This is a genomic window from Stenotrophomonas sp. GL_111, assembly GCF_057835245.1.
Map to the genome: position 1 here is coordinate 2,187,345 of NZ_CM174421.1, position 21,591 is coordinate 2,208,935.

Below are 21,591 nucleotides of genomic sequence, written 5' to 3' on the forward strand. Positions count from 1 at the left end.
ATATCCCGGGCGTAGTGAGATGGTCGTGCAATCTGTGGCCGGGCGACTGCACCCACCTACCATGCCGATGCGGCATGTGGCAGCGCGACACCCTGCGTGGTCAGTCAGCGATGGCCAATACGTCTTCCGACGCGAACTTCGACACATCGGACAGGACGATACTGGAGCCCTTGGGCACCCCCGTCCGGATCTGGATCAGCTTGCCCGATTCCTGCCCGAACTCCACCGGAGTACGGCGCGCAGCCCCTTTTTTGCCGTCCAGCACGAAGATGCTGGTGCTGGCATTGGGGAGGACATTGGCAGGACGCTCGACGAACAAGGCATCGGGGAAGGAGCCTACACTGACCGTGGAATCTACATTGAGACCCGGCCGTGCGTTGGGGGGCAGTGGCTGGTTTGGCTCAAGCTCGATCAGGACACTGCCGTCGACAACACCGGGATTGATCTGCAGCACCTTGGCGGGAACCCGTGTTCCGCCCACCGAGATGGTCGCAGGCTGCCCGATCTGCACCGCATCGCTCTTGGACTGAGGGATCTTGACCAGCGCATTGAGATCCCTGTCGCCGCTGATCAGCGCCAACTCCTTGCCGGTATCGATGCTCTGCCCCAACTCCACATACAGCAACTGCAGCCGTCCTTCCTTGCCGGCACGGACAGTCAGCCTGTTCTGCTGTTCCATGACTTTGTCGTAGGCGACCTGGCGCTCCTGCACCAGCCGCTCGCGAATCTCGATCTGCGCGCGGTTGATTTTCTGCAGTGTGGCGTAGCGCTGCTTCTCGATGACCAGGCTGTTGCGCAACTGCTTGGCGTTGAGGGAGATTTCCGCATATTCGATCGAGCTGATGATGCGCGCCTTGGCAAGGGAAGCCAAGGCCTGCTCACGCATCTGCGCCAACTCCAGGTCCGACTGCACCTTCATGATCGCCGCTTCGGCCTCCTGCAACTCACGTTGCTGGGTGAGCACAATCTCCTGCACTGCGATCTTCTCCGCTTCAAGCTTGTGCCGCGCAAGATCCAGATCCTGGTCGATCTGTGGATTGGACATGCGCAGGATGATGCTGTCCGGCTCCACCATGGCGCCCGGCTTGAGCACTACCTCCTCCACCGTTGCCTTGCTATCACTGGTAAGGAGGCGCGCACTGCTGGACTTGAGTTCGCCATAGCCATCAACGGAGACGTCGAACTTGCCGCTCTTGACGACGCCTACGACCAGCGCATCACGCTTTATGGCAGCAGAGGATGACTGGGCGCGCAACGCGAAGCCGGCAATCACGACGACAACAGCTGCAGATAGCAGCATTACTTTCCTCGAAGCAAACCACCTGCTTCGACCGCGCACCCTCTCCGACTTTGCGATATCCATTTCTTCGTCCGTGGCTGTACGTCATTCATACCTGCGTGCACTGGCGTGCAGGGGCTGCGGCTGAACGGCGATGGCTCCTGCCCTCAGCATCCGTTGCGTTCTGCGACGACAAGCCTTGCCGTCGCGGAAGATTCCTATCTTTCTCCAGCCTATGGCAGAGGCTGCGCTGTGTAAAGCGGCGATGCGACATTCACTGCGTGACATGAATGGAGGGGAATGTGGTGCGGATCACACTGTGCAGGCGCATCGAATAATGCACAGTGTGAACACACACTCACCGATACCGCCGCGTCATCCATCGATGGCGATGACGCTGTTCTCCCGTTGCCGCGTTGTAACCGTAACGTGGCCCAACTGGTCGCGGTGCACTGGATCGGCCTGGGCCAGGTAGATCCGACGCTCACCCTTGAACGGCTTCCTTGCATGCGCGGTGATCAGATTATCCACGACCAGCAGATCACCGGTCTGCCAGTTCACTGGCACCGCCTCTGCAAGATAGGCACGCTGCAGCATGCGGATCACCTCCGGCTCGATCGGACTACCGTCACCGTAATAGGTGTTGTGCGGCAGGCCATCGTCCCCGAACATGTCCCGCAGTGAGGCGCGCAGGTCCTCATCAAGTGTCTCGATATTGAAGAACGTAGCGTGATTGAACCAGGCCACCTCGCCGGTGACTGGATGTGTGAGGATCGGATCGCGGATCTGCCATGTCTTCAGCGATTCCTCACCCACCCATTCAAACTGGATGTCCTGGCCGCGGCAGTAGCTTTCCACGTCATCGCGCGAGCGGGTGTTGAATGCTTCCTGCCAAGGAATGCCAATCCCCGCCGTGTAGTTCCTGACATACATCCAGCGACGCTCTTCGAAGCGAAGGCGCACCGAAGGATCGATACGTTCCAGCACCTTCCTGCAGTCCACGATCGGCGTGGCACCGCCTTCGCTGCCAGGATGCACGCAGTAGAAGAACAGCCTGGTCGGGAGCTCCTGCTTATAGGAATTCTCGTTGTGCGGGAAAATGTCCATCTCCGACCTGTAGTTGGTCGATGTATAGACGTTGCCGTGCACATGATTGCGCGGAGAGCTCTCCTCATCGTTGCGATAAGGAGCACTGGACAGCGATCGTACCAGCGCGTCCAGTTCCTCCCCGGATATGGGTGCGAAGCCGCGATAGAGCACTGCGCCGGCACGGACCAGCCTCGGCTCCAGCTCGGCGCCGTGGGCGGCGAGGTAAGCCGACAGCGCATCGCCCCGTGTTGGGGCCATGACGGTGAATGGTAAGGGGTCCTGGGTCATGCGGCGCTCCGGGTGCGTGCGGAAAAGGCGGCGTCAAGCAATGGCATGCACGGCCTGCTGAGATGGCGCGCAGTGCCGCGCCTCGAATGCGTAGATGTGGCCGAACACCGGGTGGACTTCTGCACCCGCGCTGCGCCTGATGGCATGACCAATCCGCGACAATTCCTGTGCGCCATCCAGCCTGGGCGTGGGCCAGGTGATCGAGATGTCATTGACACCCGGCTTCAGAATTCCAGCATGAAGCGTGATTTCGTGGGTCTGCCATTCGCCCGACAGTGCGATGCGGTGGCACGCAACCTGGTTGACCAGTACCTCGGCATGCCCATCGCTGGCCCCATCCGCAGACTTCAGCGTGATGCGGACGGCATGATCTCCCTCTCCGCCGGAGATGAAACAGAATGCGCTGGATGGACCATAGCCCTTGTAGTAGTCGTTGTGCTGATTCACGCCGCCCTCGATGAACTGCTGGTCCGAGAATGACGTGCTGTGATAGTAAGGGTCCAACAGGTCTACCCGGCCCAGTGCGCTGACGCAGTGGGCGCCAATTCGCAAGGCCGCCACCCGCGGCGCCAGATCAACACCAAGATCCTTGTGGCACTGGATGAAGGCATCGACCAGCAGCCGGTCCAGACATTTGAACTCCATGGAGAACAGGTAGCGCTTGATCTGTGGCGAGACGCTTTCGATCAGTTCCGTGGCCCGCGCGTTCATCCAGGTGGGAAGTCGCTCGTTCTGGATTTCGACGATGATGTCCATCAGCTCGAGGATCGCGGGTGATTTTTCCGCGGCGCGACGGCAGTAGTGCAGGACCACGTCGTAAGACTGTCCCCAGTGTGCATTGTGGATGGCGGCCAGCAGGTGGGCGTCGGCCTCATCCGCATCGGTCGGCCATGGCGCGTGTTCCAACAGCGCCTCCAGCGACGGCTGCGTGCCGTTCTGACCTGCCAGCAGTTGCCGCGCAACCGCCGCCATGGCCAACCGGATGCCATGGCTTGTCAGGTGGCAGTAGTCAAGGAACAGTTCGCGGCCGGATACCAGCGTCCCGGTCGCCAGGTGGAATACCTGCTGAAGATCAACCGTCTGGTGCCCCAGTGCCGCCGCCTTCTCGACGATGGTGCGGTGGATCAGCGCCGTGATCCGTGGGGAATAGCTGCGGTTGAAATCGATGATCGACGCGTCGCGTGCCATCTCCAAGAACTGACGTTGCTCCTCCACCATGCCCAACCCACGGCAGCATGCAGCCAGCAGATGGGCGGTGGTCGCACAATCGCCGCCGTCCAAGGCCAGCATGGCTTCGGCGTGCTGTCGGGCCGCGTCGTAGTCGTTGACGGAGAGGCACTCTTCAGCCTGGTCTTGCAGCGCCAGCCACGCCTGGTTGACACCTGCACCCTCCAGCCAGTGCGCTTGGACTTTCGGATCGCGCCAGTCCTGGAGATTGAACTCCGGCAGCACCCAGCATACCGGCACCCCGCGTTGTGCATACAGGCCGGCGATGTCATCCATCAGTGCGGTGATCTCGCCCACGAGTTCCTGCTCCACCTGCCTGCGCAGGCCGGCGATCCCGCCATCGCGTAGGCTGGCCGCCAAGGCATAGGTATGCTCTCTGCCTACGTATGCACGATTGCCGGCCCAGTTGTTGCCAGCGAAGATCACCGCCTGTTGCGGGTGCAACTGCTCGGCCTGGCGTGCCGTGCGGCGCAGCGTTGCCATCGACGCATTGGTACGCGCAAGGTCGATGACCTCGGGCGCCTGGCGGCCTGCCTGCTTGCCCAGCACTTCTGCCAACACCTGGGCGGGTGTGTAACCCGGGTCATAGAACATGCCGCGTGCAACGGACTCCCCCAGGAACACGATGCGCTGCCGTGCGCCCTTCGCTTCGATGCGCTGCTGCTGTGCCCAGTAGGCCCAATCGCCAGTGTTGTCGGTATCGCGGTGGAATGACGTGCCCTCCGCGTCCAGTTTCCAGATGCCGATGGTGCCGGCGGGCTCCTCGGCCGCTGCGGGTGTTTCCGCGCTGGGTGTGGAGCCGCCAACGAGGTTTGCGAACGTCAGCAGGCGGGTGAATTCGCCCCCTTGGTTGCGGTACACCTGAGCGGCGATTTCATCGGACAGTTGCTTCATCGGATCGTTGATTGACATCGCGGGGAGCTCTCAGAGGAAGGTGTAGACGGCGTGGCCGATGGCGCGGGATTCGCGGCGCGGCGGGGTGACGGGCGTATTGCCGACACCTACCCGCCACATCTCGGGAATATCGGATTGGCGGATCACGAAGTCCTCCAGGATCAGGAAATCGATGCGCGCCCGCACGAAGCAGATGATGGCGTCCAGCGGCGAGCACACCACCGGCTCACCGCGCACGTTGAATGATGTATTGAGCAGGATCGGGCAGTCGGTCAACGCCTCGAAAGCACTCAGCAGCGCATGGAAGCGGGGATTCACGTCCTGCTCCACCGTCTGTACCCGCGCGGAGTTGTCAACGTGGGTGATGGCAGGCAGGTCGAGCAGCGACTCGACATCACACGTCTGCAGCATGAACGGCGACGGCGACGTCAGAGCGAAATGCTCCCGCGCAGACTCGGCCTTCACCGCTGGCGCGAAGGGGCGGAACGCCTCGCGCATCTTCACCAGTGCATTGATCTTTTCTCGCATCTCGCCGTCCCGGGGATCGGCCAGGATGGATCGTGCACCGAGCGCGCGCGGACCGAACTCCATGCGGCCCTGGTACCAACCGATCACCTTGCCGTCTGCCAACTGGCCTGCAGTGAAGTCGATCAGGCCCGCGTCCCGCCCCCGGAAATCCTCGAACTTGACGCCGGTACTGGTCAGCAGGCGATGGACATCATCGGGGAGATGTCGGGGGCCGAGATAGGCGTGTGGCATGTCGCGCTGGCGCGGTCGCTCCCCGAACATGCGTACCCAGGCCACGGCCGCGGCGCCGAGCGAAGAGCCGGCGTCGCCTGCTGCCGGCTGCACGAACAGGTTCTCGAAAGGGCCGTCGCGCAGGATCTTGCCATTGGCCACGCAGTTGAGCGCCACACCTCCCGCCATGCACAGGTTACGGCTCGGTACCCGTGAATGAAGGTAGCGGACCTTGTCCAACAGGATATCTTCGAGCACCACCTGCAAGCTGCGTGCGATATCCATGTGCTCCTGGGCGAGCTCCGACTCCGGGATTCGCGGCGCGATGCCCAGCAGGTCCGCCAGCGCGTCCGAGTACATCCGGCTTGTACGCAGGAAGTCGAAGTAGCGCATGTCCAGGTGGTACTGGCCGTTCTCGCCGTTGCGCACCAGTTGCCGCAGCCGGTCAGCGTAGATGTCGCGGCCATAGGGAGCCAGTCCCATTACCTTGTACTCGCCACTGTTCACTTTGAACCCGAGGAAGGCAGTGATGGCGCTGTAGAAAAGTCCCAGCGAATCCGGGAAAACCACCTCCTCGAATATTGCCAGCTCGCCGCCCCTGCCCTGCGAGTAGCTGGTAGTGGCCCACTCGCCCACTCCGTCCACCGTCAGCACGGCGGCATCGTCGAATCCGGAAAAGTAATAGGCGCTCGCAGCGTGCGAAAGATGGTGGTCGACAATTTCGATATGCCCCTTGTAACCCAGCGTCTCACGCACTGTGAGCTCGGGCCCTTCGGCGCAGAGATGGTCGACGACTGCCGCCCGCCGTACAGGATCGGCGTGCTCGATGCTTCCCATCCAGATCTGGCGGGACAGCTTCTTCTCCGGCTCTTCGTAGTAGGCGATGCAGTCCACCTCGTCCAGCCCTACGCCTGCTTCGGCCAGGCAATAGCGCAGGCTCCGCCGCGGGAAGGATTTGTCGTTCTTTACACGGCTGAAGCGCTCCTCCTGTACCGCCGCGACCAACATGCCGTCTTTGAGGATGCAGCAAGCCGAATCGTGGTACCCGAATGACATACCGACGACGACCTTGGATTTTTCCTTTTCCATGAACCTGCCCATTACGTTGTCCTTGTATCAGTTGGTTTCAGAGCCGGCCGCTTCGGCCACGCACGATGTGGAGCTGTTGACGATGTTCAGGAGCTGGCCGCGGATGCAGCCTGCGAGCTCCTGCATGTCGTCTTCAGAGAAATGACGCGTATCGAACTCGATGTTCATGGAAAGCTGTCCACCATAGACGCCGCCCTGGAAGCCCATGGCCGCGGTCACCGGAAGGCGTGCGTTGGCCGACGGGCCGATGTCCTCCTGCCGAAACTGGAGGATACCGGCGTCGGCGACCATGCTGTTGAACTGACCGAGGTAGTTGAACAGCACCTGGAACGGCGCATCGACGCCAGGGCCATGCAGTTCCGGCGCGCGCTCGAGGAACCGCAGCACGCCGTATCCAAGGCCACGGGTGGGCACCGCCGCAAGCTGGTTGCGAACCGTGGAAAGGTCGTGGATGGGATCACGCGGTTGGAACGTCAACAGGAATGGATAGGACTGGGTGAACCAACCAACGGTCTGCGACAGGTCCAGGCCTGCCTCGTCGCTATGGCGACCGTGGCTCTCCAGCAGGATCCGGAAGCCTCCCCTGCCGCGCCACGCGGCCAGACCGCGGTACAGCGCAGTAAGCAGCACCGCGTTCACATCGGACCCAGCATGACCGCCGCCACGTGAGAGCAGTGCCGAGGTCGACGCGGCATCGAGTTGTACGGCACGGTGGCGTCGGTGGCCGATGTCCGCCTGTGGAACGTCAGGTGCGAGCACGGGCGCCAGCGGCATGGTGTCGAGCTGCGCGGCCCAGTAGCCAAGTTCTCCTCGGAACCGCCCGTTCCTTGCGCATTCTGCCAGGTGGTGTCCCCATGCCTGGTAGGAATCGCTGGCCGGTGCAAGCCGGACCGGCTCGCCGCGCAGACGTTGCTGCACCGCCTCGCCGACGTCGGCGACGAGTAGATGCCATGACACGACATCAAGGACGGCGTGGTGGCCAAGCATGAGAAGCCGGTCAACGTCCGCCGCACGAATGAGCACGAGGCGTAGGAGCGCGCCGTCGGCGAGCCGAAGTGTCTGCTGATGGTGGGTGCAGATGCGCTTGACGGCGGCCGCGATGTCCTGCTCGTCGTCAGCCACGCGCTCTTCAGCGGTCGCCAGGGTAAAGACCGACGTCGTTGGCTCCAGATACACTGCGGAAGGCGGTGACGCATCCAGATGGAACGCCAACCTGAGTGCATCGTGGCGGGCGACGAGCGCCGCGTGCACTTGGCGCAGCATGGCCAGGTCCAGGCCAGGTGGCAATCCGAACAGCGACCCGCCATTGAAGTGATCGAAGACCTCCAGTCCCGCTCCACGCTGTTCGACGATCACTTCGTGATGGATGGGCAACAAGGGTTGCGTTCCGGTCACGGATGCGTGCGCGGTCGCCACTGCCGATGCATCGCACACCGCGGCGAGCGCACGCGGCGTCGGATACTGTGCAAGCTGTCTGATGGTAAAGCGGATGCCGGACTTTGCGGCCTTGGCGACCAGGCGGATCGCCAGAATCGAATCGCCACCCAGCGTATAGAAATTCTCATCCGGCTGCAGGTGTTCGCGCCCCAGTACGGACGCGAACAGGGCCAGCAGCGCATCCTGGACCCGCGAAGCGGATGCCTTGCAGATCACAGTCGCGCCAGTGCAGATGGTGGCAAGCTGGCGTGGGGACGGATGCAGCGTGAGCTGCCTGATGGTGAACACAAGGCCTTCTTTCGACGCCTTGGCAACCAATCGGATGGCCAGGATGGAGTCGCCGCCGAGCGCGTGGAAGTCGTCCTCCGGTTCGACGCGCTCACGGCCCAGCACAGAGGCAAATAGCGTGCAGAGAAGCTGCTCGGCCGGTGAGGCGATGGCCGTATCCGGAGGGGCCGACGCGGCATGCATCGGTGCCGCCATATTCCGCAGTGCATCGCGATCGACCTTCCCGTTCGCCGTCATGGGCCAGCGGGTGACCACGGCGAACAGCTGGGGCTGCATGAACGTCGGCAACTGCTGCTGCAGCCATGCGCCCAAGGTGGCGGCATTGGCGGCGGCATCCAGCGGAGGCAGCACGCGTGCGCAGGCGATCAGACGGTGGCGCCCGTCCGCTTCGCGCGTTGCGATTACCAGAGCGTCATCGATCAGAGCGTGACGTTGCAGCACATTGGCGATCTCGTCGAGTTCGATGCGGTAGCCGTTGACCTTGACCTGATCGTCAAGCCTGCCCAGATACTCGAACGTGCCGTCGAGGCGTTGGCGGACCTCGTCACCGCTGCGATACAGACGCCCTGCCCGGCCACCGAGCGGATCGGCACTGAACCGCGCCGCGGTGAGCGTCGGGTTGCCCACATAGCCGCGCACGACGCCACGGCCGCCGATATACAGCTCTCCGGCCACGCCCATCGGACAGGGCATGCCGCCCGCATCGAGCACCACGCCATGAACGTTCGGCAGGCAGAAGCCGATATGTGGGGTGTCGCCGACGATCGGGGCCATACAGGCGTTGACCGCGGTCTCGGTGGGGCCATACGCGTTGAAGTGCGGTCGCCCATTGGCCGCATGTGCAGCCAGGCGCGACCAGAGTGCGGGCGGGATGGGCTCCCCGCCCACGACCAGCTGCGGCAATACGTCGGCCAGTTCCTGTTCCAACCATGCGGACACCAGCGTGGGCGTGCAATCGATGACCGTCACGCCGTATTCCTGTTGGCGGGCGCGCATGCTTGCAGCATCCACCTTCTCCTCATCCGTGAGAATCAACAGGTGCCCTCCCTGCAGGAGGTGGGACAGCCCCTGTACGGAGGCATCGAACGAGAACGATGCCACGCCAGCCCAGCACCCCTGCCCGTCAAAGCCGTGCGCGCGCATGCCCAGCATGAGATTGTGCAGATTGCCGACCTCCACCATCACTCCCTTGGGGGTGCCTGTGGAGCCGGACGTGTAGATGATGTATGCCAGGTCGGAGCCGGTGCAGGGCGCTGCGTGGACTGCGGTGGCGGGGTAGGCAGCGAGCGTCTCCGCGAGGTCCAGGCGGTGCAGCATGACCCCCGTCGTGCTGGGCACGTCCGCCGTCGCGTCACACAGCAGATGACGAAGGCCGCTGTCGTGGATGATGAACTGCTTGCGACTGGCGGGGTAATCCGGGTCGATCGGCACATACGCGGCGCCCGTCTTGAAGATGCCCAGGATTGCCGCGATCAGCAGCGTGCCGCGCCGGGCCATGATGCCGACCGCCTGACCAGGCCCGACACCGTGCTCGAGCAACAGGTGGCCGATGCCGTTGGCCAGCGCATCGAGTGCCGCGAAGCTCAGGGTGACCTCGCCGCAACTGACGGCCGGACTGTCCGGCGTGGTGCCCACCGCAAGATCGTACCGCTGCAGCAACGAAGGCGGCTGCGCATCAGTCACCGTCGACAAGGGGGGCAGCTGGATGGGCGGCGCGATCTGCGCCACGCTGCGTCCGTCAACCAGTTCGCCGAGCACGGCCGACAGATAGGACAGCATCTGTTCGATGTGAGCCTGGGCATGGAGGTCACTGCGGTAGCTGCAGTTGAACATCATCATTTCGTACACCCCGACGATGAGCGAGATGTCGAAGCTGTTGGTGCCATGCCCTTCTGAGGTTTCCACGGTCAAGGCATTGGAAGCACCTTGGGGCGCATGCGCATGTTCGTTGATCGGATAGTTCTTGAAGTCGATCAACGTCTCGAACAGTGCGGCGTCGCCGGCAGTGCCCGCACAACGCTTGATCTCGCTGTAAGCGACGAAGCCAAGGGCATTGAGGTGCTGGAAGCTGCGCTGCAGCGCATCGAGCTGTGGTGCTGCCTCACCCGGCTCCAGCCGCACGCGGACGGGAATGGTGTTGATGAACTGGCCGACGATCTGGTCCACATGCTCCACGGCCTCCGGACGTCCGGAGACAACGGCACCAAACATGACATCGCTGGTTCCACAGTAGGCCTTCAACACCAGAGCCCAGGCGAACTGCACGACGGTGTTGAGAGTGACGCCGCGGTCTCTGGCGAATGCCCGCAGGCGCGACGTGGTCTGTGCGTCGACCACTTCCTGCAGCAACGCGTGCCGCGCGACGTCCGCCGGCTCCGCACGCGGAAGCTTGAGGACGGTCGGCGATGCTGTGTCCAGGTGGATCCGCCAGTGCTCGATCGCCTGGCCAGCATCCTGCCGCATCAGCCACTCTACGTAGCGGCCGTAGTCCGGACCTGCTGAAGGTGCCGAGGTCTCACCCTGGGAAAGCCGTTTGATGGTATCGAGCAGCTGATTGAATACCAGCGCCGCCGACCACCCATCCATGATGCTGTGATGGCAGGTGAACAGCAGTTGGTGGGATTCGCTGCCCATCCGTACCAGGGTCATCCTGTACAGCACCGGCTCGCTTCCATCGAAGCCTGCGCGCAGATCCTCGTCTCGCACTTCGTCGAAACGCGCCTGCTGCATATGGGAATCCAGGCCGCCCAGTTCGATCACCGTGACATCGGCGGCATCGCCGGTACGGACCAGTTGGTGCTGGAGCTCACTCTCGCCCACGAACCGTGTCCGCAGGACCGCGTGTGACGCCACCACCACCTGCCAGGCGGTGCGGAACGTCTGCAGATCCAAGGCGCCGCGCAGCAATGGATACAACTGCACGACGTAGGCAGAGCGATCCAGCCAGTTCGCGGCGAGCATTCCGCGCTGGGCCGGCGTGGATGGATACAGGTCGTCAATGTCTTCTTCAGCCTGCAAAGCATCCAGCGTGACGGCATCAATCGACGCCAGCGGGAAGTCACTCGGTGTCCTGATGCGCCGTTGCTGGGCACCGCAGTGCGCAAGCACCGCACGCGCGCCTGCGGCGATGTCGTCCAGCAGGGCCTTGGCAGTGCCTGCGCCGTACTCGAGTTCGCTGTAGTCAAGGGTCAGGCGCATGCGGCCGCCGAGAACGAACGCGCCGATCGACAGGCGATGCGTCCGGCGCCCGCCGGGTGCGCTCTCGCGCCCTGCAGATTCATTGGCCAGCCCGAACGATGATGCCCCATCGCCACCCGCGTCCAGTTGCCCCAGGTAGTTGAAGATGACGTGCTCCGCCCCCTCCCCCTGCTGCAGGACGGGATCACGGCATAGGTACTTCAGTACGCCGAACCCGATGCCGCCTGCAGGAATGGTACGCAGGTTGTCCTTGATCGTCCGTATCGTGGCGCCAACATCCTGAGTGTTGCCGGCCAGTAGATGCGGATGCAGGCTTGTGAACCACCCCAATGTCTCGGTGAGATCAAGGCCACCTTCAATCTCTTCACGCCCATGGCCCTCCAGCGCAACCGTGAATGCGTCCGATGCGACGTACGGTGCCAACCCGAGGTAGACCGCCACAAGCAGCAGCTCCAGCGTACGGGTGGCATAAGGGCTATTGGCATGCGTGAGCAGCGCCGAGGTCTCTTCAGCGGACAGCTCGATCAGTGACTTCTGCGTGGTCTGCATCGTGGGTGGCACGGTCGGCACGTGCTCGCGGTAACTGAATGCTGCACCGGCCACCTGCCCGTGCCAGTAAGGGCGCTCGTGCACGAACGCTGACTCGGACGCGGAGCGGGAAAGCAACTGGCTCCAGTATTGGTAAGACGTGCCCGCGACGCCCAGCGCAATGTTGCCACCATCGACGCATTGCTTCCATGCGCGCTCGAAGTCCTCCAGCAGCACGCGCCAGGACACGCCATCGACCACCATGTGATGGGCGATGATGAGGACACGCGAGGTCCGTTTTCCGCGGAACAGCACCGCCTTGAACACCGGTCCCCTGTCAAGTCGCAGGCCTCCCTGATGGTCACCGGCCCGCTCGGCAATGAAGCGGCGCCGTGCCTCCACCTCGTCCGGCAGCGATTCCACCGACACACAGTCGGCGACCTGCGCCGCATCAAATTCCAGCACGCGCGCGTGCCAGGTGCGTTCCTCTCGCTCGAACCGGGTGCGCAAGCCATCATGCCGGCGTAGCAACGCCTCCACGATCGCAGCCAGGTGCGACGGCTCCAGCATCTGCGGCGCTTCCAGCAACAGGCTCTGGTTGTAGTGGTCCACCGTGTCGGGCTGGCCGTCCACGAACCATTGTTGGATCGGTGTCAACGCGAACGGCGCAGCGCTGATGGCAGTTCCGACCGCTTGTGCCGCCGTGGTGGACACGACCGTGGCGAGTGCTGCAACAGTCTGATGCTCGAAAATCTGCTGGGTCGTCATGCGCAGACCGCCCCTCCTTGCGCGTGAGACCATCTGGATCGCGAGGATCGAGTCTCCGCCGAGGGAGAAGAAGTTGTCATCGAGACCCACGCGTTCGCGGTTGAGCAGCGCACCGAACAGGGAGCACAGTGCCTGCTGGACGGGCGTCTGCGGTGCGCGGTAGCTCATCGCTGGCTTCAGGCTGACCGGCAATGCCGCAAGCGCGCGCCGGTCGATCTTGCCGTTGGCCGTGGTGGGCAGGTGCGGGATGAGGCGGAACGCGGCCGGAATGCTGGCCACGGGCATGCGCGCCTGGCACCAGTCGCGCAACGGACCCTGCAGCTGCGCCTCCTGGGCCGGGTCCACATCCGCGACAAGAAACGCAACCAACGCAGGGCCGGCCAGCTGCGCGGACAGCACCACGGCGGCCTCGTGCACCCCGGAGAATCCACACAGGCACGCCTCGATCCCGGCCAGCTCGATACGATGGCCCCGCAGTTTGATCTGTTCATCATTGCGCCCGCGGAACTCCAAGTCCCCGCCATCATTGCAGCGCACCAGGTCGCCAGTACGATAGAAGCGCTGGGTAAAGCCGGACACTTCACGCTGCACGAACTGCCGCTCCTGTAGCGCCGGCCGGTTCACGTATCCTTGCGCCACACCGGCGCCCCCGATGAGCAGTTCGCCCGCCGCCCCATGCGCGACCAGCCGCTGGCCATCAAGCAGCAGCAGATGGGTGTTCTGGATCGGGCGACCAATCGGGACGGCGGCGCCTGCACCGCGCAGGTCGTCGGCGGAGCGTACGGAGTATACGCAGCAGCCGACGACAGTCTCGGTGGGGCCATACTCGTTGACGAAGACGGAGCCGGGCGCAAGCCGTTCCAGCAGCGGGGCCAGGGTTTTGCAGAGAAGCTGCTCACCACCGATGACGAGTTGCATCGGCACTTGTCCATGACGCGTTTCGCCCTGCTCTTCCCAGTAGCGGGCGAGTAGGTCGAGGTGGGCCGGCGTGAGTTTGAACAGTCTGCGCACGCGGTCGCCCAGCATCAAATCACCCAGGCTGCGGGCAAGGTCTTCGTGCCGCGATGCCGCGAGGCGCAGCGTGCGGCCACTGATCAAGGGCGTGAACAGTGTGGTAATGGTCGCATCAAAGGTCAGCGGCGAGCTGACCACGCCTTCCTCGAAGCCCTCTCCGGCATAGGTGTGGAGGCAGTGCCCGAGGTAGTTGCACAGACCGGCGCGGGTGATCGCCACGCCTTTGGGTTGCCCTGTGGAGCCCGACGTATACAGAATGTAGGCCAGTTCATCCGGTGCGGCGGCGACGGGCGGCAGAACCGCGCTGCCAGTGGATACTGCATCGTTAGCAGGCTCATCCGCGTAGTACGCCGCCACGCCTGTGGCACGGGTGAAATCAGGCAGCGTGGACAGGGTGACAAGCATCGCCAGGCCACTGTCCTCGATGATGTGATCGATGCTTCCCTGCGCCGCCGATGGGTCGATGGGAACGTAGCAGGCGCCGATCCTTAGCGTGGCGAGGACCGCAACCACCATCGGGATACACGTAGGCAGGGCGACGCCAACGCGATCCTGTCGCTTGACGCCGCGCGCCATCAACTGGAGCGCCATGCGCTCAATGCTCGCGTCCAGCTCGGCGTAACGGAGTGTCGACACGCCATCCACGAGTGCGATCGCATCCGGAGTCTGCCGGGCGACCTGTTCGACACGTTGATCCGGCAGCAGCGCGTGGTCCAGGGCGACGCACTCTCCTGACAGGCCCTGCTCCAGGACCGCCGCCTCGGCAATCGTCAGCGTATCAAGGGCCGACAATGGGCGCTCTGACCCGCCCGGCAACGACGCAAGGAGGGTCTGGAAGTGCGTACACAGGCGATCGATGCTGCCGGCGTTGAACAGCACGCTGTCGTAGATCCACTCCAGGTGCAGCCCCTGCGCATCGACACCGACGTGCAGCGTCAAGTCGTACTTGGCCTGGGCCACTCCCGTGGACAAAGGCTCCACGGCGAGGACTCCGCCGCTGTCGGCCGTCCTGGCCGTGTTGTCCAGTGACAGCATGATCTGGAAGAGCGGACTGTGCGAGCTGCTGCGCGGGACATCCAGCCGCTCGATCAACAGGTCGAATGGCACGTCCTGCCGTGCCTGCGCCCCGAGGTTGACCTCGCGGACCTGCTGGAAATATGCACCCACCGTCTGTGATTCATCACACGACACGCGCAGTGCAAGCGTGTTGACGAAGTATCCGATCAGCTCATCAAGCTGGGCACTGCCACGGTTGGCAACGGGAGTCCCGATCACGACGTCCGGCTCCGCACCTTGACGCGACAGAACCAGCGCAAGCGCGCCGTGCAGCAACATGAACAACGTGATGTCCAACGTGCTGGCGAGGCTCTCCAACTGCGCAAGCGTGGTGGCCGGCACGTGTCCGGCCACCCGCTCGCCACGGTGCTGTCCATGCCGTGGGCGCGGGTGATCCAAGGGAAGTGCATGCTCGGCAGGGGCACCGGCCAATGCCTGCGCCCAGTAACCGAGCTGCTCTTCGAGGCGCTCCTGGTTCTCCCGCTGGCGCTGCCAGAGGGCGTAGTCGATGTACTGGATGGAGAGCGGCAGCAGCCCATGGGGCACGCCTTGTGTGCGCTCCCGGTAGAACGCGATGAACTCCTTCAGCAGGATGTCCATGGACCAGCCGTCGAACACGATATGGTGCAGATTGAAGTACAGCACACCCTGGTCAGGCGCCAGGGACATCCAGGCGGCACGCAGCAGCGGCGGCTGCGCCAGCTTGAATGGCGTGGCGGCGTCCTCGGCGATGATGCGGCTTACCGCTGCATCCCGATCCGGCATGGCCATGCAGGTGAGATCGTGGCGCGCGATTACCACCTGCAGGCCGTCGTGCAGCGATTGGTGGATCTGCTCTTCGTCTTGGTGGAAACTGCTGCGCAGCACTGCATGCCGGGCCATCACCGCATCGAGTGCCGCCTGTGCGGCATCGACGGAGAACGGCCCGCTCACGCGGTAGGCGGCGGGGATGCTGTAGTCCGTCGTCCCGGGGTGCAGCGTTTCAGTGACCCACAGGCGTTGTTGCTGCAGTGACAGGGGCAACCGCCCCTCCCTGTGCAGACCGGGCTTGATGACATCCCGGCCGTCCTCGTGGCGCACGCCTTCCAGCTCGGAGAGCAGCGCGATGAGCTCCTCCCGCGAGGCCAGGATGCGCTGGCGCAGATCGTCGCTGACAGCACCACGGTTGGCTCGCAGCTTCAGCTTTCCGTTGCTCAGGAACAGGACGACGCCCGCCTCCCCAGCTTCGTTCAACAGTTCCATTGTCATGTCAGACATCCTCTTCGACGACATCTTCGTCGAGTGACTCTTCAGCCCGGGCAACCGCCAGGAAGCGCTCGATGATGCGTGCCTGCGCAGCGACACTGCGATAGGTGAACAAGGTTCCAATCGGCACGGCGACTTCGCACTCTGCGCGTATCCTGCCCTGCAGTCGTGCCAGCAACAGGGAGTTGCCACCGATGGAGAAGAAATCCTCGTTGCAACCGAATGCGGCATGCGGCAACAGTCCTTGCCAGACGCGGTGGAGCATGCGCTCCACCGTGGTCTCCGGCGGCGACTGCTGCGCCGGACCCGATGCCGTATCCGGAAGCGGCAAGCCCGCTCGATCCAACTTGCCGTTCGCCGTCAGCGGAAGCTCGGGCAGGAACACGATCGCCGCCGGCAGCATGTAGGACGGCAGGTGCGAGGCCAGCGCCAGCTTCAGTGCAGCTGCGTCAATACCGCTGCCGGGCTTCACCACGGCATACAGCACAAGATCCTGGCCCGCACCGCTGACGAGCTCCCGGGAGATCACCGCAGCGTCGGCCACACCTGCGCAGCCACGCGCAGCGGCCTCGATTTCGGCAGGCTCGATGCGTACACCGCGGATCTTGACCTGATCGTCGTTGCGACCCAGAAATTCAAGCACTCCATCGTCAAGCCACCGCGCCACATCGCCGGAGCGATACATCCGTGCGCCGGACCTGTGGCTGAATGGATCCGGCAGGAACCGTTCCGATGTCAGTACAGGCTGGCCGTGGTAGCCCCGGGCAACGCCTGCTCCGCCAATGTAAAGTTCGCCTGCCACACCTACAGGCACCGGCTCACCCAGGGCGTCCAGGACTTGGACCGTGGCGTTGGCGATCGGCCTGCCGATGGGCACCGCCTCGGCAGGCCCGCTCCAGTGGGTGGCATCGAAGAAGGTGCAGCCCACGACCGTCTCGGTAGGGCCATATTCGTTGATGATGCGCGAGGTCGGGGACACCTGGCGCCAGCGCTTCACCGTCGCACCGGACAGGGACTCACCACCCACAACGAACAGATGTTCCGGGCAGCTTCCCTCCGCCAGGGTCTCGCCGAGTACGGACAGATGCGCTGGCGTGATCTTGACCAAGTATGGCGCGCGTGCCGACAGCAGGTGGCGTTCGAGCTCCACCACCTCCGCTCCCGACGGCAGCAGCGTCAGCGCGCCGCCGACCAGAAGCGGAACGAACAAGCTGGTGATCGTCGCATCGAAGACCAGCGGCGTCGACACGATGGAGTCCATTGCGCGATCGTTGGCGTAATACCGGACGGCCCAGTGAAGATAGTTGGCAAGGCCGCCATGCTCCACCACCACGCCCTTGGGTGTCCCTGTGGAGCCGGAGGTGTAGATGACATAAGCGGCCGAAGCGAGCGACAAGCCGGGAACGGTCGGCTCGGTATCGGGCAGCCCACGGACTTCCGCGGCGATCTGGTCCAACGCAAGGAACGGACACGCCACGCCCTGAAGAAGCGGCGCCAGCGTCGAGTGCGTCAGGACGAGGACAGGCTGGCTGTCGTCCAGTTGCATCCGCAGGCGTCCCGCCGGAGCGGCCGGATCCAAGGGGACGTAGGCACCGCCGGCCTTGAGGATTGCCAGCAGGGCGACCACCATTTCCGGCCCGCGCTCGACGCAGATGGCGACACGGCACTCCGGTGCTACGCCCTCGGCGAGCAGTCGGTGCGCAAGCTGGTTCGCAAGCCTGTCGAGCGCTCCGTAACTCAACTGCGCATCGCCGGCGATCACCGCGGGGACATCGGGAGTGGCACGTGCCCGCTCGGCTACAAGGTGGTGGAACGGCCGCAGCGCCTCGTCGGTGTGGCAGGCGGGGTTGAAGGCGTGCAACACGCGGTGCCGTTGCGTGGCTGAGAGGATGTCCAATTGCCGCATCGGGCTGTTGCCGGCAGCCTCGATGTCCTGTGCAAGCGCCACCAGCGCGGCGAAAACATCGTGCAGGTGTGCGTCCAGCCGCTCGATGCTGGTACGGTCGAAGATACTGCGGTCGTACGTCCAACTGATCGACGCGCCGTCAGGCGTCCAACGGCTGTGGATCTCCATGTCGAACTTGACGCCGGTTCCCTCGAACGGATAGGTCCGCACGTGGGCACCTGGAAGTTCCAGCAGGGCCCGCTCGTCGCCGCGCTTGAGGCCGTAGTCCGAGTCGGCTGTCAGCATGACCTGGAACAGCGGCGTGTGCCGGGGCGTACGCGGGACCTGCAGGCGATCAACCAGCAGTTCGAATGGCGTGTCCTGGTTGGACTGGGCATCCAGATGCACCTGTCTGACCTCGGCAAGATAGTCCGCCACCGTCGCGTGCTCCACCCCCAGGCGCAGCACGAGTGTATTGATGAAGAATCCGATCATGTGCTCAGTCTGCGCCTGATGGCGATTGGCCACCGGCGTGCCGATCAGGACGTCGCTGCCGTGGCTGTGCCGGGCCAACACCAGGGCCAGCGCTGCATGGGTGAGCATGAACGGGGTCAGCTGGAAGTGCCTGGCCAGCTGCTCCAGCATGGCAGCGTCCGCACGCTCGATGCGGCTGCTGATGCTGCTGCCCACGTACGCCTTCGCCTCCGGCCGTAGTCGATCCAGGCGCAGCCCATGCACCGCCGGTACATCGGCCAGGTGCCCCAGCCAGTACTGCAGTTGGCGGTCGAACGCCTCGCTGTCCATCCACTGTCGCTGCCACTGTGCGTAGTCCGCGTACTGGATCGGGAGCGCAGCCGGCGCGGCGGCACCCTCCGCAAGATGCCGGTACGCCACGACGAACTCATTGACCAGCAGGTCCTGCGACCAACCATCACAGGCGATGTGGTGCACATTGAACAGTAGCACGCCCTGTGCATGACCACCGGCATCAGTGCCGGTATCAAAGTAGGTTGCGCGCACCATCAAGTCCGCTGCCAGGTCAAACGGGCGGGTAAGCTCGGCCTGGATCAGCGTGGCGAGGCGTTGCTCGCGATCTGCATATGGCAGCGCGGACAGATCATGGCGAAACACATGGAACTGCACCCCGTCCAGCACGCGTTGCACAACACCCGCGTCGTCGGTGTCGTACACACTGCGAAGCACTTCGTGGCGCTGGATCACGAGTCCCATTGCATGTTCGGCCAGACCGAGGTCGAAGTCGCCCGTGAGCTGGAACAGCGCCGGCATGTTGTATTCCGGACTTCCGCCGTTGAGCTGGTCGATGAACCAGACCCTCTCCTGCGCAAATGACAACGCCATCCGGCCATCAGATGGGCCCTTGGCAATGAGCGGCCGCTTCGCCAGGCCACGTGCCTCCAGCACCAGGGCGTAGTCGGCAACCGTGGTGTGCTCGAAGATGTCACGGATTTGCATTTCAACCGAGCACAGCTCGGACAACCGCGACGTCGCACGCATGGCTTTGATGGAATTGCCGCCAAGATCGAAGAAATCATCAGTCAAGCCGATGCGCTCGCACTCGAGCATCTCGGTCCATGCCGCTGCAACGCGTCGCTGCGACTCTGACTCAAGCGCAAAGTGAACCGCTGGAAGGTTCCGGCGGTCGAGGCCTCCACTAGCTTTCAGGCACTCCGGCCCCACCAGCGACCACGCATGCGGCACCCAGGCCTGACCGAGGGTGGCGGCGATTCTGCGCTCGGCTGAACGTTGTCGCTCCCGCAGCGTCCGTGCGTCCAGCGCGTCATCGGCCAGCAGATGAACGACGTGGCGCGGAGCGGCAGTGCCTCCCTGTGTCATCCACAGAGGTTGGCCACCCAGGATGTCCTGGACGATGGCGGCAGCCTGCCTGGACTCGTCCGCGGGCCCATCGCCGATGCGGGCCGATTGCGTGAGCAGGCCATCGAAGACAAGGTCCGCCACGTCGTCCACGGCGCCGCCTGCGACTTGTCGCAAGCCGGCGACGAATGCGTCGGCAAGCATCTGGATGGTGCCGTCAAGGAACAGGTGGTCGGCATACTTCCAGCTCAGCATGAGCCCCGTCGCATCCTGGAGGGCAACGAGCTCGAGGTCATACTTGATGAGCGGAGGCTGTGGCAGCGCGGATAGCGTGACATCACCGAGGAGAGGCGAGGTGTCCAACGCGTTCTGCAGGTTGAACACTGTCTGGAACAGCGGGGAGTGTCCCATTGACTGTTCGATCTTCAATGACGAGATGAGGTGCCCCAGCGGCAGCGCCTGCATGGAAAGTGCTTCAAGCGTTCGCTGGCGTGATTGCTTCAGGTAGGTGGCCAGGGGCGCGCGCTCGGGGCAGCGGGTGCGCAGCGGCAGCACGTTCACAAACAGACCGACGATGCCGTGGGTGCTCTCACGGTCGCGGCCCGAGACGGGAGTCCCGATGACCACGTCGTCGCGGTCTGCCCAGCGTCCGATCATCAAGGCAAGAATGGCCTGCATCAGCATGAACAGCGTCATGTTGTGCTGCGTGGCCAGCGCGCTCAGTGGTGCCAACGCGCCGGCGTCCAAGCGACGCTCGATGGTGGTGCCAGACGCAACGAAGACCCTTGGGCGGGTCAGATCCGTGGGAAGCAGTGGTTCACGCGGCGCGTCTGCGAGGGTCTGTTCCCAGTACGCCTGCTCATGTGCGAAACGCCCTTCCTCCAGTGCCCGGCGTTGGCTGTAGGCGTAATCGCCGTAGTTGAGTTTCAGCGGCGGAAGCCGAGGTGCGACCTGTGATCGCAGTGCCTCGTAGACGGTACAGATCTCCGACACCAGCAGGTCCTGCGACCAACCGTCGGAAGCGATGTGGTGGATGGTGATCGACAGGACGTGACGTCCAGAAGCACACACGAAACACGATACCCGCAGTGGCAGATCGTGCTCGAGATCGAACTGCTTTTCGCGCTCTGCAGCCAGGCGGGCGGAGAGATCCTTTTCCTGAGCCGCATCATTGAGCCACGTCAGATCGAAGATCTTCAGATGGAACCGCGCCGGGTCGACAACCCGCTGCACGACCCTACCCGCCTCGTCTGCCAAGTGCAGGGTGCGCAGAATTGCATGGCGCTCGACGATGATGTCAAGGGTACGACGCAGCAGGTCAGGGTCCAGCGTGCCCCGCAGATCGAACGTGTTGGTGATGTTGTACTGCCCCTGCCCGCTGATGGTATGGCCAAGCCAGACCTGCTGCTGCTGCAGTGACAATGGCCGGTCGCCCTGCCCGGGGGCGGATTCAAGCGGCCAACCACTGTCGTCTGCGGCGGCCTGTGCGGCGAGATACGCGATGATGTCGCTCTTGTGAGCGGTGATGTCAGCGCGGATGTCGTCCGACACTGCGCCGCCAGCAGCCGTGTAGGCGAGCTTTCCGTCCTTGAGGTACAGCGCGACCTGCGCCTGCAGGGCCCGCTCGATGATGCCTTCCACCTTCTTCATGAATGCTCCGACAGAACGACCCCCACGATGGGTGGGCCAGGTACTTGCAGAAACGCCAACGCAAGGGGGGTGATGATCGACTACC

The 21,591-nt window shown here is 63.8% G+C and carries 6 protein-coding genes; all 6 read right to left on the minus strand.

The window, feature by feature from the left end; all coding sequences use genetic code 11:
- Positions 1 to 100: 100 nt before the first annotated feature.
- Entirely contained in the window at positions 101 to 1,300 is a 1,200-nt protein-coding gene (locus tag AC3IPM_RS10020) for an HlyD family secretion protein (RefSeq protein WP_489303971.1), read from the minus strand.
- A 354-nt stretch (positions 1,301 to 1,654) separates the two neighbouring features.
- On the minus strand, positions 1,655 to 2,656 hold the full coding sequence (locus AC3IPM_RS10025; protein ID WP_489303973.1) for a TauD/TfdA family dioxygenase: 1,002 nt from the start codon (positions 2,654 to 2,656) through the stop codon (positions 1,655 to 1,657).
- 33 nt (positions 2,657 to 2,689) lie between these two features.
- Positions 2,690 to 4,795 (minus strand): SGNH/GDSL hydrolase family protein, encoded by a 2,106-nt coding sequence (locus AC3IPM_RS10030; protein WP_489303975.1) that lies wholly within the window; start codon positions 4,793 to 4,795, stop codon positions 2,690 to 2,692.
- Positions 4,796 to 4,807: 12 nt separating this feature from the next.
- Positions 4,808 to 6,616: a carbamoyltransferase family protein gene (locus AC3IPM_RS10035; RefSeq protein WP_201765569.1), complete on the minus strand. Its 1,809-nt coding sequence runs from the start codon at positions 6,614 to 6,616 to the stop codon at positions 4,808 to 4,810.
- 15 nt (positions 6,617 to 6,631) lie between these two features.
- Positions 6,632 to 16,141, minus strand: coding sequence for an amino acid adenylation domain-containing protein (locus tag AC3IPM_RS10040; RefSeq protein ID WP_489303978.1), 9,510 nt, complete (start codon positions 16,139 to 16,141; stop codon positions 6,632 to 6,634).
- Position 16,142: 1 nt separating this feature from the next.
- Positions 16,143 to 21,506, minus strand: coding sequence for an amino acid adenylation domain-containing protein (locus AC3IPM_RS10045; RefSeq protein ID WP_489303980.1), 5,364 nt, complete (start codon positions 21,504 to 21,506; stop codon positions 16,143 to 16,145).
- Positions 21,507 to 21,591 lie beyond the last annotated feature (85 nt).